This is a genomic window from Streptomyces sp. NPDC045778 (assembly GCF_056431945.1).
In genome coordinates this window covers 172,793-187,826 of the sequence record NZ_JBWKJZ010000017.1, presented here as the reverse complement: position 1 = coordinate 187,826, position 15,034 = coordinate 172,793, and the positions used below count along the sequence as shown (strand labels likewise).

Annotated in this window: 10 protein-coding genes and 2 pseudogenes; 7 read left to right on the top strand and 5 right to left on the bottom strand. The window is 74.1% G+C overall.

All coding sequences use genetic code 11. The features are described 5' to 3' along the window. Window positions 1-90: 90 nt before the first annotated feature. Window positions 91-423: pseudogene (locus AC07GB_RS22850) on the top strand (acyl-CoA dehydrogenase family protein); the annotation flags it as partial. Window positions 424-476: 53 nt separating this feature from the next. On the opposite strand, the gene AC07GB_RS22845 reads toward AC07GB_RS22850, so the two are convergent. Further along, window positions 477-1,682 carry a sugar ABC transporter permease gene (locus AC07GB_RS22845; RefSeq protein ID WP_478848202.1) on the bottom strand — a complete coding sequence of 402 codons (1,206 nt, stop codon included), beginning with the start codon at window positions 1,680-1,682 and terminating at the stop codon, window positions 477-479. Then, window positions 1,682-2,818: an MFS transporter gene (locus AC07GB_RS22840; protein ID WP_478848224.1), complete on the bottom strand. Its 1,137-nt coding sequence runs from the start codon at window positions 2,816-2,818 to the stop codon at window positions 1,682-1,684. Before AC07GB_RS22840 ends, AC07GB_RS22845 begins: the two co-directional genes overlap by 1 nt. Window positions 2,819-3,085: 267 nt before the next feature. Between AC07GB_RS22840 and AC07GB_RS22835 the strand changes: the two genes are divergently transcribed. The 6 genes from AC07GB_RS22835 (at window position 3,086) to AC07GB_RS22810 (ending at window position 10,607) form a co-directional block, all read left to right on the top strand. After that, window positions 3,086-3,964 carry a hypothetical protein gene (locus tag AC07GB_RS22835; protein WP_478848200.1) on the top strand — a complete coding sequence of 293 codons (879 nt, stop codon included), beginning with the start codon at window positions 3,086-3,088 and terminating at the stop codon, window positions 3,962-3,964. A 253-nt stretch (window positions 3,965-4,217) separates the two neighbouring features. Next, entirely contained in the window at window positions 4,218-4,838 is a 621-nt protein-coding gene (locus tag AC07GB_RS22830; protein WP_478848198.1) for a sigma-70 family RNA polymerase sigma factor, read from the top strand. Window positions 4,839-4,937: 99 nt separating this feature from the next. Then, window positions 4,938-6,287, top strand: a complete 1,350-nt coding sequence (locus AC07GB_RS22825; RefSeq protein ID WP_478848196.1) for a hypothetical protein — start codon at window positions 4,938-4,940, stop codon at window positions 6,285-6,287. Window positions 6,288-6,494: 207 nt separating this feature from the next. Continuing rightward, the gene (locus AC07GB_RS22820) at window positions 6,495-7,751 is read left to right on the top strand and encodes a sensor histidine kinase (RefSeq protein ID WP_478848222.1); all 1,257 of its coding nucleotides are present in this window, start codon (window positions 6,495-6,497) and stop codon (window positions 7,749-7,751) included. Further along, window positions 7,739-8,404 carry a response regulator transcription factor gene (locus tag AC07GB_RS22815; RefSeq protein ID WP_478848193.1) on the top strand — a complete coding sequence of 222 codons (666 nt, stop codon included), beginning with the start codon at window positions 7,739-7,741 and terminating at the stop codon, window positions 8,402-8,404. The genes AC07GB_RS22820 and AC07GB_RS22815 overlap by 13 nt, the downstream gene beginning before the upstream one ends. Window positions 8,405-9,338: 934 nt before the next feature. Beyond that, window positions 9,339-10,607: a hypothetical protein gene (locus AC07GB_RS22810; RefSeq protein WP_478848191.1), complete on the top strand. Its 1,269-nt coding sequence runs from the start codon at window positions 9,339-9,341 to the stop codon at window positions 10,605-10,607. On the opposite strand, the gene AC07GB_RS22805 is transcribed toward AC07GB_RS22810, so the two are convergent. From AC07GB_RS22805 to AC07GB_RS22795, 3 genes and pseudogenes are all read right to left on the bottom strand, one after another. Next, window positions 10,604-12,745 (bottom strand): AAA family ATPase, encoded by a 2,142-nt coding sequence (locus AC07GB_RS22805; RefSeq protein WP_478848220.1) that lies wholly within the window; start codon window positions 12,743-12,745, stop codon window positions 10,604-10,606. The genes AC07GB_RS22810 and AC07GB_RS22805 overlap by 4 nt on opposite strands. A gap of 363 nt (window positions 12,746-13,108) precedes the next feature. After that, a pseudogene (locus tag AC07GB_RS22800) lies at window positions 13,109-13,638 on the bottom strand (IS5/IS1182 family transposase); the annotation flags it as partial. Between the two features lie 51 nt (window positions 13,639-13,689). Further along, window positions 13,690-15,021 (bottom strand): class I SAM-dependent RNA methyltransferase, encoded by a 1,332-nt coding sequence (locus AC07GB_RS22795; RefSeq protein WP_478848189.1) that lies wholly within the window; start codon window positions 15,019-15,021, stop codon window positions 13,690-13,692. Window positions 15,022-15,034: the final 13 nt, after the last annotated feature.

Genomic DNA, 15,034 nt, shown 5'->3' with positions numbered 1-15,034 from the left:
AGGGAGGGAGCAGTGGGATGGAACGAAAAGAGTACCCCTCCCCCCCCCCCCCCCCCCCCCCCCCCCCCCCCCCCCCCCCCCCCCCCCCCCGGCCCGCTGCACTCCCACCAACTCGTCCAGCGGCACGTCTTCGAGTCGCTGCTCGCGCTGCGCACGACGCGCCCGCTGGTGCACGAGGCGGTCGCGCGGCTCGCCGCGGACGAGGACGCGCACATCGAGGTGGGCCTCGCCAAGGTCGCCGCGGCCCGCGCCCTGCACCAGGTGGTGGACGCGGCGATCCAGGTGCACGGCGCCGCCGGGCTCGGCCCCGACACCCCGCTGCCCGCGCTCCTGCGCACGGCGCGCGCCGCGCGGATCCTCGACGGCCCGGACGAGTTGCACGTCACGTCGGTGGCGCGCCGGGTCCTGGACGCCTACGCGTAGCTCCGTCCTAGACGTGCGGCCACATCTGCACATCTCTACGTACGCCTGTACGTCTATACGTCGCCGGGGCGGACGAGGCCGGTGAGGACGGCGAGGCCGAGGGCCAGGAAGTAGTCGCCCCAGACGAGTTCGTGCCGCTCGGCGGTGCCGGTGGCGGCGTCGTAGCAGCCGTCGAGCAGCATCCCGGCGGGCCGCCCGCCGTCCGCCGCCGTCAGGTGCGCGGTCACCAGGCGGTGCAGGACGGCGGTCGCGCGCCGCGTGAGCGGCTCGGCGTCCACGCCGGGCAGCGCGGCGAGTTTGAGCAGCGCGACGGCGGTGATCGCGGCGGCGGAGGTGTCCAGGGGGCCGCCCGGCTCGGCGGTGTCGGCGTACGGCACGAGGGGCGCCTCGGCCGCGCGGTCCCCCGACGTCAGGGGCGCGCCGAGCCGGGCCGCCTCCTGGCGCAGCCGCTCCGGGCGCCAGACCGCGTGGTCCGCGTGGTCCGCGCGCCCCAGCGCGTCCGCGACCGCGAGCAGCAGCCAGGCGCGGCCCCGGCTCCAGCCGGGCGCCGGTTCGGCGAGCGGCCGCCAGCCGCTGCCCGGCACGTACCGCCAGGCCATGGCTCCGGCCCGGCACAGGTCCAGGTGCCGGTGCAGGTGCGCGGCGGCGGCCTCGGCACCGCGCGGCCCCGCGGTGGCGAGCAGCGGCACGAGCCCGGGCACGGCGTCCGCCCGGGCCACGAGCCGCGGCCCGCCGAAGGCCGCGCCCCAGGGGACGAGGCCGAGGCCGGGGTCCAGGGCGTCGAGGCAGACACGGGCGGCTTCGGCGCGCAGGGCGCCGGGGGTGGGCTCCGGCGAGGCGGGGGCGAGGGCGGGGGCGGGGCCCGGCACGGCGGGGGCGCGGTCGGGCGCGGAGGCGCGGCCCGGCGCGGGGACGGGCTCCACCGCCGGGGCGGCCCCCGCCCACGCCGTGCCGTACCAGAGGATCAGGCCCCGCGTCGCCGTGTCCGCGTGCACCCAGTCGGCGAGCCGGGCCGTGCACGCGGCCGCGGCCGCGTGGTCCTCCGCCGCGCCCGTGTACCGCGCGCGCAGCCACAGCAGGCCCGCCCAGAAGCCGCCGGTCCAGGCGCCGCGCCGGGTCGTCGTCCACGTACCGCTGCCGGGTTCGGCGTACAGCGGGAAGCGGGCGCCGGCCTCGGCCCGGGTCAGGGCGGCCCGGTCCAGGACGGCGCGCAGGGCGGGCCCGGCCCAGGCGGGCACCTCCCCGGGGCCGCGCGACATCAGGCCTGCCCCGCGCGGCGCCGCGCGCCCCGCTCCCGTACCGCCCACGTCAGGCCCACCGCGCACGCCCCCGCGAACTCCACCGCGACCAGGGCCCAGCCCAAGCCGTAGCGGCCCGCGTCCGCGAGGACGCCGAACAGGGGCGGGCCGAGGGCGAAGCCCGCGAAGAAGCCCGCGGAGACGAGGGCCGAGTCCTGGCCCGCGCGGCCGGGGGCGGCACGCTGCATGACCAGGACCATGGAGACCGCGTTGGCCGACACCGCGAACACCCCGACGGCGACGGCCGCGAGCCACACCAGCGGACCCACCGCCGCCGCGGCGACGAGCAGCAGCGCGGCGCCGACCGCGCCCGCCGCGAGCCACCCCGGCAGCCACGGCGCGCGGCTCGGGGTTGCCGCCCTCGACCAGGCGACACGCCCCGCGATCCCGGCCACGCCGAGCACCGCGACCAGCGCCGCCGCGGCGGCCGACGGCAGGTCAAGGCGGTGCGCCCCGTACAGCGCGAGGTAGGTGTTGACCGACGCGATGCCGCAGCCCAGCAGCAGCGAGAACACCGCGAGCCAGGCGATGGCGCCGCGCGGCAGGAGCGAAGCGGGCCCGGCGGCGCGGGCAGGCGCCGCCCCGGCGGCCCTGGGCAGCGCGCGCAGCGCCCAGACCGCGGTCACCACGGCCGCTCCCGCCGCCGTCCACACCGCGCCGCGCCAGCCGAGCCACCCGGCGAGTGCCGCGAGCGGCAGACCCGCCGCGAACGCCCCGAGCTGGACGCCCGACTGCTTCACGCCGGTCACCGCGCCCCGCCGGGCGGGCTCCACGGACGCCAGGATCGCCTTGTTCGTGGCCGGGTTGGCAAGGGCCTGCGGCAGGCCTCCCAGCGCGACCGCCGCGAGCAGGAAGCCCGCGCCGGGCGCCGCGCCGATCAGCGCGAGGGCCGCCGCCGAGAGCAGGAGCAGCGCGGCGAGCGCGCGGCGCGGCCCCACCCGGTCCACGATCCGGCCGCCGACGGGCGACAGGACGGCGGCGGTGCCGAAGCCGATCGTCGTGGTCAGGCCGAGCGTCGTCGGCGACACGTCGAACTCGTCCACCAGGCGCGGCCCGAGCGCGCCGAGCAGGAACAGCTGGAGCATCGAGAAGGCCATGGCGCAGGTGAGCAGCGCGGTCGACGGCGTACGGGCGGTGGCGGCCGGGCTCTTCGTGCCCGCGTCCCTGTGCTCTCTCGCCACGCGGCTGCTCCCCCTGTGCGACGGCCGGCCGATGCCCGGCCGATGGTCGGCCGGTCAGGAGTCGGCCGCGCGCCCGTACCAGTTCCCGGCGGCCCGAGTGACCCGCGCCACACAGCGGCCCCGCGCGGAACATTCCGGACCCGCCCGTTGAGCGCGCCGGGCGGATGCAAAGATGAGGCCGCCATGTCTGGGGGCCGAAGCTGTCGCGCGATACGGGCCGCGGTGTTCGCGGCCGCCTGTGTGCTGCTCGCGGCCACCGGCCACGCCCTCATGTCGGCGTCCCCGCTTCCGTGGTGGGCGCTGCCGGGCGCGGGCGCCGCCACCTTCGCGGGCGCCTGGCTGCTCGCCGGGCGTGAGCGCGGCGTCCTCGTGGTCACCTCCGCGTCCGTCGTGGCGCAGGCCGCGCTGCACACGTGGTTCTCGCTCGCGCAGGCCGCGGCCCAGTCCTCGGCGTCCGGCGGTGCCTCCCTCGCCCAGCAGTGGGCCCGCCATCTGCTCTGCGGGGCGGGCGGCACGGGGACCATGTCGGAGGCGGAGGCCGTCCGCGCCGTGACCGAGGCGGGACTCGCGGACCGGATGCACGAGGCCGCCGGGCACACCCGGCACTCGATGGGCATGCAGGAGACGGCCGCACCCGCGCCCGGCGCGCACGACATGACCCACATGACGTCCGCGGGGGGCCACGGCGACACGATGTCGGGCGCGATGTCCGACACGATGTCGGGCGCGATGTCCGACACCGTGTCCGGATCGATGTCCGGCACGCACGCCGGACACGACATGGCCGGCATGTCGCCGCTCGGCATGCTCGCCGCGCACCTGGTCGCCGCGCTCCTTTGCGGCCTGTGGCTCGCGTACGGCGAGCGTGCCGCGTTCCGCGTCGGCCGGGCCGTCGCGGGCTGGCTCGTCGCACCGCTGCGGCTCGCCTTCCGGCTGCCGCCGCCCGCGCACCGGCCGCGCCTGCGCCCGCGCCGCGACCACGGCGCGCGGCGGCTGCGCCGGCTGCTCCTCGTCCACGCCATCACCTCACGGGGCCCACCCCTCGGGATCGCTGCCGGCTGACAGGCCCGCCTCCGGGCCCCCTGTCCGCCGACAGCCGGTTCCCCGGCCCGCCACGACGGCACCCGGCCCGGCGCGCTCGCGCGCCGCGCCGCTCGTCGGCGTACGCGCACCGGGCATCGGCCCGCACCGCCCCCGGGCGCGTCCGGGCCGTACGACACCTCGCACCGGCCGCACACCGTCGCGGCCGGATCCCGAACCCCGCGCTCCGGACGCCGCACCCGCGGTCTCCGGACATCCGTAAGGACCTCAGGCGATGACTGCTGCCCTGGCGACCCCTCCTGCCCGAAAACTCCCGAAGGACAAGGCCTGTCGGCCCACGAGCCGCCGCACCGACGCCGCCGACGAACCCGTCACGCGGCTCGCGCTCGCCGCGCGCGACGGCGACCCGGAGGCCGTCGACCGTTTCGTACGGGCCCTGCACCGCGACGTACTGCGGTACGTGGCGCACCTGAGCGCCGACCCGCAGGCCGCCGACGACCTCGCGCAGGACACGTTCCTGCGGGCGCTCGGCAGCCTGCACCGGTTCGAGGGCCGGTCATCGGCGCGGACCTGGCTGCTCTCCATCGCGCGGCGCACCGTCGTGGACAGCCTGCGGCACGCGGCCGCCCGGCCCCGGCTCTCCGACCGCGACGACTGGCAGACCGCCGCCGAGCAGGCCCAGCCGCGCGGCCTGCCCGGCTTCGACGACGGCATCGCGCTCGCCGAACTCCTCGCGGGCATACCGGCCGAGCGGCGCGAGGCGTTCGTCCTCACGCAGCTCCTCCAGCAGCCGTACGCGGAGGCCGCCGCGGCCATCGGCTGCCCCGTCGGCACGGTCCGCTCCCGGGTGGCCCGGGCCCGCGCCAACCTGATCGAGGCCCTCGACGCGGCCTGACCCGGCACGACAGGAAGGGGGGTGACGCCGCCGGGCGCCACCCCCCTCTGCGTGACCGTGGTCGGGGAAACCCGACCACGAAGTGTCGATCTACCTGTCATGACCGCGCCCCTGCCGCGCGGCTGCAATGGACGGGTGCTGATCGACCGGGCGACGCCCTCCCCACCGCCGCGTACGCGGACGCGTACGGACGCCACGCCACGGCGGGCCCTCTGGGTCGCGGGCTGGCTCGCCGCCGCCGCGTGGGCCCTGGCCTTCCCCCTCGTCTCCACCCTCGCGACGCACCGCGTGTGGGGGACCTTCGCCGCGGCCGGGTACGCCGGCGCCGCGCTCGCCGCGTGGTGGCTGCCCCGGCCGTGGGCCCGCGTACTGTCGCTGGGTTCGGCTCTCACCGGCGCCGTCGTCGTGCCGCTGACGCTGCTCGTCCTGACCGGGCGCGGCCAGAGCGAGGTCGGGGTGATCGAGCGCTCGGGCGTCCTGCTCGTCCGTCAGGCGAGCCCCTATCTGGCAGACCCGCGGACCGTGGGCGAGTACACGCCCTACCTGCCCGGGATGGCGCTCTTCGGGCTGCCCCGGGCGCTGTTCGGGGACGACGCGCTGCCGTTGCGGGTTCTCGGGGACGCGCGGCTGTGGTGCGCGGGGGTGTTCCTGGTGTGTCTGAGGGCGGGGTTCGTGTGCCTGCGGACGGGGTCGGCGGGGCCGGCTGCCGCGGCGGGCGGGGCGTCACGGGGCTCGTACCGTGCCGGTCTGGCCGTGCTGCTCGCCTCCCCCGTCGTCGCCCTGCCGCTGTGCGTGAGCGGGGTGGACCTGCCGCTCGCGGGCCTGTGCTGCCTCGGCCTCGCCCTGGCCGCGCGCGGCAGGCCGGTGGCGGGGGGCCTCGCCCTCGCCGCCGCGTGCGCGCTCAAGTGGACGGCGTGGCCCGCGGTGGCGGTCGCGGCGGCGCTGCTGGGCGACGTCGCGGGGACCGGGGCGGCCGTGCGCTGCGCGGGCACGGCGGTCGCAGGGGCGGTGGCCGCGGCCCTGCCGAGCGCGCTGCTCACGCCCGGGCCCATGGCCCGCCAGGTCCTGGCCTTCCCGGCCGGGCGCGGCGACGTGCCGACGCCCGCCGCGAGCCCCCTGCCCGGCCGTCTCCTCGCCGACCTCGGCCCGCTCGGCTGGTACGCGGCGGTGGGCCTGCTCCTGTGCGGCGGGGCCGCGGTCGCGGCGACGCTGGTCCTGCGCCCGCCGGCCACCGCCGTGGCCGCGGCCGACCGGCTCGCGGCGGGCCTGTGCGTGGCGTTCCTACTGGCCCCCGCGGGGCGGTTCGGCTACTTGGCGCTGCCGGTGCTCCTCGTGGTGTGGCCGCGGCTCGCGTCCGGGCACGCGGGTGGACGCGCGGTCGTGCCGGCGGTCGTACGGCGGGGAAAGGTCGCACGGCGGGGAAAGGTGGTGGGGAAAACCCACCCCTGAGAACACCGGAAGGCCCACTCCCGCGCCGCTTCGTGCCCGCTTACGCTTTTCAGGATCACGAAGCACGACACCGCGCGGGAGGCCAGACCGATGCCGGGGCACCCGCAGGACGGACGGACCGAGGGACCGGGCGAGCGGCCCGACGAGGGGGCGGCGCCCGCCCCCGGGACCGCACCCGCCATCCCCGCCGTCACCGTATGGACGGCGATGCGCCACCACCCACCCCACCGCTTCCTGCTCTCCTCCTGGCCGCTGCGCTGCTGGGCGTACGTGTGCGGTGGGGTGCCCCTGGGGCTCGCGGTCCTGGTCGTCATGGTGGTGCTCGTGGCCGCAGGGCTGCTGACATCCGCCGTGGGGATCGGCCTGGCCCTCCTGACGGCGGCCGCCCTGTCCGGCATCCCCCTGGGCCGCGTCGAGCGCCGCCGCCTCCGGCTCGTCGAACCGACGCCCCTGCGCGACCCGCACCGCCCCCTCAAGGGCGCCGGGCTCCGCGCACGGCTGCGGACGCGGTGCGGGGAGCGGGCGACGTGGCGCGAGCTGGGCTACGTAGGTCTGCTGGCCCTGGTCTTCCCGGCCACGGGCCTCGGCATCACCCTGCTGCTGTTCCTCGGGCTCGTACTCCTCACCTGCCCGGTCATTGTCTGGGCGCTGGCCCCGGACACGGTGATGATCATCCCGGGGCAGGCGGTCCCGCACCCGCCGGCGGCCCTGCCGTTCACCGCCGCGGGACTGCTCTTCCTGGCCCTGACCGCGTACGCGGCGGGACTTCTCGCGGGCCTCCAGGTCCGCACGGCGCACTTTCTCCTGGCCCCCCGCGAGGAACCGCTCACCCGGCACGTCGTCGAACTCACCCGCTCCCGGGCACGCCTGGCGGACGCCTTCGAGGCGGAGCGGCGCCGCATCGAGCGCGACCTGCACGACGGCGCGCAACAGCAGCTGGTCGCCCTCACCATGACGCTCGGCCTCGCCGAGATGGAGCTGGGCGGCACCAACCCGGCGGCGGCCGAACTGCTCGCCCGCGGCAGGGGCGAGGCGCGCCACGCCCTGGACCAGCTCCGCGACCTGGTGCGCGGCATCCACCCGCAGGTCCTCACCGACCACGGCCTGGCCGCCGCGGTCACGGAGGTCGCGCTGCGCCACCCGGTACCCGTGACGGTCGACATCGACCTGCCGCACCGCCTGCCCGACGCGGTGGAGACGACGGCGTACTTCACGGTGACGGAAGCCCTGACGAACGCGGCGAAACACAGCGAGGCCACGGAAGTACGCGTGCGCGGCAGCCTCCGGAAGGAAACCCTTACGCTGACGATCACCGACAACGGCCGCGGCGGCGCGGACCCCGCCCGCGGCACGGGCCTGACCGGCCTCGCCGACCGCCTGGCGATCCTGCGCGGCCGCCTGACGGTGTCCAGCCCCGCCGGCGGCCCGACCGAACTGACAGTGGAGGTACCGTGCTCCGCGTAGTCCTCGCCGAGGACGCCGTCCTGCTGCGCGCAGGCCTGGTGGAACTGCTCACGCGCGGCGGCCACGAGGTCGTCGCCGCGGTGGGCGACGCCCCGGCCCTGACCCGCGCGGTCGAGGCCGAGCGCCCGGACGTCGTCATCACGGACGTCCGCATGCCCCCCGGCTTCCGCGACGAGGGCCTGAAGGCGGCCCTCGACCTCCGCGCCCGCCACGGCCGCCTCCCCGTCCTCGTTCTCTCCCAGTACGTCGCCACGGCCTACGCGACCCAGCTCCTGTCCGGCGACGGCGCGGGCCTCTCCGGCCTCGGCTACCTCCTGAAGGACCGCGTGGGCGAGGTCGCCGACTTCCTCACCACCCTGCGCCGCGTCGCCGCGGGTGAAACGGTCATCGACCCCGAGGTGGTCCGCGTCCTCCTCTCCCGCCGCACCGAACCTCTCGCCCGCCTCACCCCCCGCGAACGGGAAGTCCTCTCCCTCATGGCCCAAGGCCTCAACAACCACACCATCGCCACCCGCCTCACGGTCACCGAGGCCTCGGTCGTCAAACACGCGGGCAACATCTTCACGAAGCTCTCCCTGGACCCCACAGAGGGCAACCGCCGCGTCCTGGCAGTCCTGGCCCACCTGCGAGACAGCCCAGAGACACAGACCTGACCGTGTCCGGCAGCTCGCGGCGCACACCTCCGAGCCCGATCGCCCTGCCTCCTCCGGGGCACCGGCCAGCTCCGGGTCCCACGGAGCCGCTGCCCGGCCGGCGTGCGGAACGCGGTGCGGAACCCGCGCCGTGCGGGCCAAGGAGCGTGCGGCTTCGGCCTGTCCGGCAGCGGTCCGTGACCCTCGCTCCCCGGAGGGAATTGCGGGTACTAGGGTGCACGCTATGCCGAGATTCGCCGAGTTCGACGCTTCGTCCTTACGCCGCACCAGCTCGGTCGAGGGTGGGTTTCCCTGGCGCGGCCAGACCGTGACCTTGATCTGGATCGACGCAAGAGGGGTTGTCACCCGGGCAAGAGATGGGCTGACGCGAGGGGATGGGCTGCGTCGGCCTGACTGATCACACGCTCGTTGAAAACGATCGCGCCTCCGCCCGGCAGGCCTGACTGAAGCGCGACACAGCTACAGTGATCGCGCGATAACACCACACACGCTCAGGAGGGGCACAAGTGCGGGCCGACCCCCTGCCAATACGCGTGCCGGTCGGGCTCGAGTCGGAACGCTGGACCAGCCGTACCGCTCGCCGTCGGGTGCTGCTGGTGATTCACAACGTCACGTCCGCCGGCCGCCTCATGGACGTGCTGCCGCTTTTCCACGACGACTTCCGCGTGCAGCTACTCCTCACCTCTACGGGCTCCTCCGCTTTTCAGGATGGAATTGAGGAGCTATCCGCCAACTTAGGCCTTCCCGTGCTGCCTTGGGATCAAGCACTTTCAACACCCGTGGACCTTGCGGTATCTGCGAGCTTCGGCGGACAGATCTCTTGCCTTCCGGGCAAACTATCCGTTATTTCACATGGAATTGGCTACACTAAGAAGCTAGCCAGCCGGGAGCCGGGAGCCGGGAGCCGACGTTCGGGCTGTCTCCCGAGTGGCTTTTGGCGGACGGCAAACCGTTCATGGACGGTCTCGTACTGTCGCATCCGGAACAACTGGACCGGTTGCGTCGCGTGTGCCCGGAGGCCGTGAAGGTCTCCGTGCTCGCCGGCGACCCCTGCTTCGACCGGATGCTCGCCGCGCGCCCGTACCGCGATCGCTTCCGGCGGGCCCTGGGCCTGCGACGAGGCCAACGGCTCGTCGTACTCAACTCCACGTGGAACCCCGAGGGGTTCTTCGGTAGCGGCGGGGATCAAGACCTCCTTCCGGGCCTCCTCCCCCGGCTCACCGCGGAGTTGCCAGCCGACGACTACCGGATCGCGGCAGTACTGCATCCCAACATCTGGTACGGACACGGCCCCGGCCAAGTCCGCGCCTGGCTGGACCAGGCCCTGCGCAGCGGCCTGACTCTCATCGACCCCGCGCATGCCTGGCGACAGGCCCTGCTGGCAGCCGATGCCGTCGTCGGCGACTTCGGCGCCGTCTCCTACTACGCGTCCGCACTGGGCCTCCCGGTACTGATGGCGACCAGAGGGCAGGACCGGCTGGACCCCGAAACGCCGCTCGCCGCGTTCGTGCGAAACGCACCGCTGCTCGATCCGCACGGCCCCCTGCGTCCCCAGCTGGAGCGGCTGATCACCAAGCACCGCCCGGCCACCGATCACGGAGCGTTCGTCACCTCGGCACCAGGCGCATCGGCAGCGCTCCTGCGCCAGCACTTCTATGCCTTGATGGACCTTCCCGAGCCCGCTGGCCCGGCTCTCCTGGAACCGTTGCCCCTGCCTCCCTACGACCCACCACGGCGGACAGCTCCGCTCCGCGTACTCACGCGCGTCACCGGCACCGACATCGTGGTCGAGCGAGCTACCGAACAGCCCTACGACGCCGTCGGCGACGTGCATCTGGCGGTGCACGAGGAGACCCGGGATCCGGGCCGCCTGGAGCTGGCCGACGTGATCGTACGGGACGAGTCCGCGAACGACCCGCGCCTCGGCGGCCCGGAGGTGTGGACGGCCGAGGCCCTCGCGCGGCACGAGCATTGCGCGGTCGCCGCCTACGTGAGCGGCCCGCACACCTGCACCGTGCGCAGCCGGAAGCACGGTTTGCTCAGCCTGTCCGCGTGCCCGGCGGCCGACACCGACCCGGCGGCGTATGCCTCAGCGTTGTATGCGTGGCTGGCGGACGGTGGCAGCGTTCCGCGCGAAGGCGCCGTCACACTCCAGGTACACGTCGCCGGAGGCGTGCACCCGGTGGTCGTGAGGGGCCGCTAACCGTTGCCCTCGCAGCGCAGCCGGAGTCCGGCGAGGTACCGCAGGTGCGGAGTGGCCACTGGGGTGAGCAGGCTCTCCGCCTCGGTGATCTTCGCCAGCGCTTCGGCGTTCTCGCCCGCGTCGAGGAGGGTCTCGGCCAGGTCCGTGAGCGCACGGGCGCGGTTGTAGCTCTCGCCCTGTTCCTTGAAGAAGTCCGTCGCCGACTCCAGCAGGCGTTGCGACTCGGCCAACCGCCCCATCCCTCGGAGGGCACGCCCCTGGTTGCGCTCGGCGAGGGCGAGGGCGCGCGGCACGTCCCGCGCCCCCTCCTGTCCAGCAGTGATCCGCCGGTAGATGCGCTCAGCCGCACCGAACTGCTCGAAGGCGGCCTCGTGGCGCCATTGGTAGAGGTACAAGAGGCCCAGCAACTCGACGGACGAAGCCTCGCCTCGTACGTGCCCTGCCGCGCGTTCACACGCGATGGCGGCACGCGCCTCCTGCGCGGCTTCCTCCCACTGCTGGAGTTCTCCCAGGCAGTGCCCGAGTTGGAAGTGGAGGCCGGCCGCTGCGCGGGAGTGCGGCCTGCGTTCGTCGGCGCACCTGGTCGCCACGCGCAGCGCGGGCAGCACCTCGTCCCAGTAGCCGGCTTTCAGTTGAAGTGGCCAAAGGGCCCGGGCCAGCCGCAGCGCCGTCATGAAGTGCTGGTACTCCACGGCCACGGATACCGCTCGGACCACATTGTCGACCTCCGCCGCGAGTTCCGCCACGCCCTGTGCCTCGCCACGGTGGACCTCCCCGTCCTCCGGCGCGGGTTCGGTGCGCCAACTCTGCGGAAGTGCGGCATGGGCCGCGTGCAGAGCGCGGTTGAGCAGGGAGTTGAGCGCGCGCTCCACAGCGGCGGAACACTCAGGTATGCCGTGCTCAAGGCCCGCGGTGTCGGCCAGGCAGCGCCGCACCTCGGGACGGAAGTGGTAGCGCTCGTCCCCCACCGAGTCCAGCAGCTGGGCCTCCGATGCCTCGGCGAGCATCCGAGCCGCGCCGTCGGGCGTGGTGTCCGCGGCCGCGGCCGCGGCGGCAAGGCATGCGTCGATGGAGGGCCAGCCGCCCAGCGCCGTCAACCGAATGAGCCGCGCCGTCTCCGGCCGGAGGCCGTCACAGGCGGCCCGGACGGCGTCGCGCACCGGATCACGCCCTGGCCTTCCCGCCCTTGGCTCCGAAACGCCCTGAGCGGACTGACCGGGCTCCTCGGTCTGGAGTCGCAACGCCTCGGCCTTCAGCGCGAAAGCGTTTCCCTCACACCGCGCGAGCAGGTGTGGCATCCGGGCCTTGGCACGCGCGACGTTCTCCTTGCCGGCCACCTTTCTCATCATCTGGACCGCGTACCGGTCGCTCAGGGGCGGAACAGCGACGCGCTCAGCCTCCAGCGCAAAGGGGCGGCCGGAGACGATTACCAGCAGAAATACATCAGGAGTAGCCGGGACAAGCCTGCGGACCTGGGCGGCCGAGGAAGCGTGATCGATCACCACCAGAGCCCTACGGCCTGTGGTGAGCTGACGGTAGAGCTGTTCTCGGCCCGATGCGGTAGGCGGCATCCGCTCCGGCGGGGTGCCCATCTGTCGGAGCAGACGCAGCAGCACAGCGGCGGGTTCCGGGCCATGCCCGCCTGAGGTGTCCCGCAGGTCCACGTAGAACTGCCCGTCGGGGAACTGAGCGTGCAGCGCCGCGCCCAGACGCAGGGCCACCGCGGTGGTGCCGATCCCGGGCGGCCCATGGAGCAACGCGACGCGCGGCCGCCCGTCGGCCCGGCGCGTCACCTCCCGCTGCAACTGCTTCAGGACCTTCTGGCGATTGGTGAAGTCCCTTGAGGCTGGGGGAAGTCCGGCCGAGGGCGACAGAGCCATCGCTGGCCCCGGGAAGCTACGCACGAGGAGCGCCCACTCGCCTGCCTGCTGGGGATCATTGCCAAGGCGCGCGTGAACCTGACCCGCCAGGGTCTGCCACTCCTCCAGTCCTGTCGGCAGCGGCGTTTCCCTCCCCAAGGTCCTTCTCGCCATCACCCCGGCCGACAAGAGCGCCTGCTTGCCCATCTCTCCCGCGGCGCCGTTCCACGCGGCCGTGAGAAAAGCAGTCAGCGCGCTCAGCGCCACAGTCTCCAGCACTTCAGCCCCTCCCTTGTCCCTGCCGGACTGTATCGCCATGGCTACAGCCCGCGAAAACCTTTGAGGGCCTGTCAACTCAGCCATGAGGCAAGGGCTCACGCGGTGGGCATGAATCTCCACGGCCTCCGAAATCAGGAAACCCGTCACTCTCAGCCAATGACGCAAGGGGTATTTTCGCCACCTGCTCTGCACTGAACCGCAGGCCATCCGCCGGCCTGACGGCTCGCTACTGCCCCACCCCGCTACAGGAGGGCCGCCCTTCCACACAGCCCAGAGAGACTGCAAGACAGCCTGAAAACGCCAGCCACGTCTTCCGGCCGAGACGGGCAATCCGCGCTGAGTACAAGGGTGTTCAGGGAAGGGGCCCAACCGTTTGCTGGATTCAATGCCCTCGCACGCGACACGGACGCCGCTGCGCCTGCCCCAGAGCCACCGCCGCAGGACGGGGGCGTCGTAAACCTCGCCCGCATGGAGACACCGAGGCTTGAACTAGCGGCCGCGATGCGGGCCGTGTGGCATATGGAGGCTGGGTCCTGCGTGTTCGCCCCCTTAGCGCGGACGAGGGCAGTGTCGAGCACCACACGGGTGGCGTCGATGAGGCCGGCGCCATCGAGTCGATGGCGCACGGCCTCACGCAACCGGCCCCGGACACCGGCTCCGGACCAGATCAAAAACCGCCGACGATCAGGCGACTTCGAGACCCGGAGCAGGGCGGCAGATGCCGCCGCCAGGCACGTCCGCTGACCAACACGTAGAGATCGCGGCAAACAGCGTCTCACCACGCGCATCGACGTCCCGCCGCCCTGAGGCCGCAGCCTCGGCGGCGGAAGCAACGGCTCCGCGAGCCCCCATAACCCGCCCGGAACGATCCAACTCCACGCCCCCTGGCCCATAGTGAGGCACCACTCCGCCTCACCCCAGAGGACTACGTCTAAATCCGCAGGTCAGCGACCCTTGGAGAGGGGCTCAAGAATCGCGACACACTCCACATGATGCGTCATAGGAAAAAGATCGAACGCCCGAAGCATCCGCACCCGATACCCCCCCTCCCGGAAGTACCCCAAGTCCCGAGCCAACGCAGCAGGATCGCAAGCCACATAGGCGATCCGCCGGGCGCCCAGGCCGGCCAGGTGGTTGACCGTGGACTTGCCGGCGCCCGCGCGGGGCGGGTCCAGGACGATGAGGTCGACCTCGGTGATGCCCGTGCGCGGGAGGACGGATTCGACCTTGCCCTGCTCGACGCGGACGCGGTCGAACGCGGTGAGGTTGTGGCGGGCGTCCTCGACGGCGCGCTTGGAGGACTCGATGCCGAGGACGGCGCCCTCGTCGCCCACGCGGTCGGCGATGGCGCCCGCGAAGAGGCCCACGCCGCAGTACAGGTCGAGGGCCGTCTCGCCCTTGCGCGGCAGGAGGCCCTGCATGACCGCCGTCACCAGCGTGTCCGCGGCCTTGGGGTGGACCTGCCAGAAGCCGCCGCTGCCGACGCGGTACGTGCGGCCGTCCGCGCGCTCGCGGACGAAGGGGCGGCCGTGGACGCGGTGGACGCCGCCGTCCTTCTCGCCGACCCGCATGACCGAGACCGGCTTGTCGAGTTCGACGATGGGCAGGCGGGCGCCGGGGCGCGGGGTCAGGATGACCTGGCGGTCCTGCGAGCCCGTCGCCGCGATGGCTTCGATGGACTCCATGCCCGCCCACCCGCGCTGCTCGATGCCCAGCTCGGAGACACCCTCGGCCGCGATCATGCAGTGGTCGACCGGCTCGACCTCGTGGGAGCGGTGGCGGCGCAGGCCCGCCCGGCCGGACTCGGCGTCCACCGCGTACTGCACGCGGGTGCGCCACTGCGGGACCTCGCCCGCCGGGAGCTTGTCGCCCTCCGCGGGCATCACCGTGCCGTCCCAGCCCGCCTCCTCGGGCGTCAGGCCCGCGAGGTGCTTCAGCTGCTCGGCGATGACCTCGCCCTTGAGGCGGCGCTGCGCGCCCGGCTTGGCGTGCTGCCAGTCGCAGCCGCCGCAGCGGCCGGGGCCGGAGTAGGGGCAGGGAGCCGTCACGCGGTCCTTGGACGGTTCGAGGACCGTCACCGCGTCCGCGCGCAGGAAGCGGGAGGAATCGTCGCCCTCCGTGACCCGCGCGACGACCTTCTCGCCGGGCAGGGTGTGGCGGACGAAGAGGACGCGGCCCTCGGCCGTACGGGCGATGCAGTGGCCGCCGTGGGCGACGGGGCCGACCTCGACCTCGTACTCCTCCCCCACCAGTGAGTTCTTCGGTTCTGCCTGCATGGCGGGGTGACTC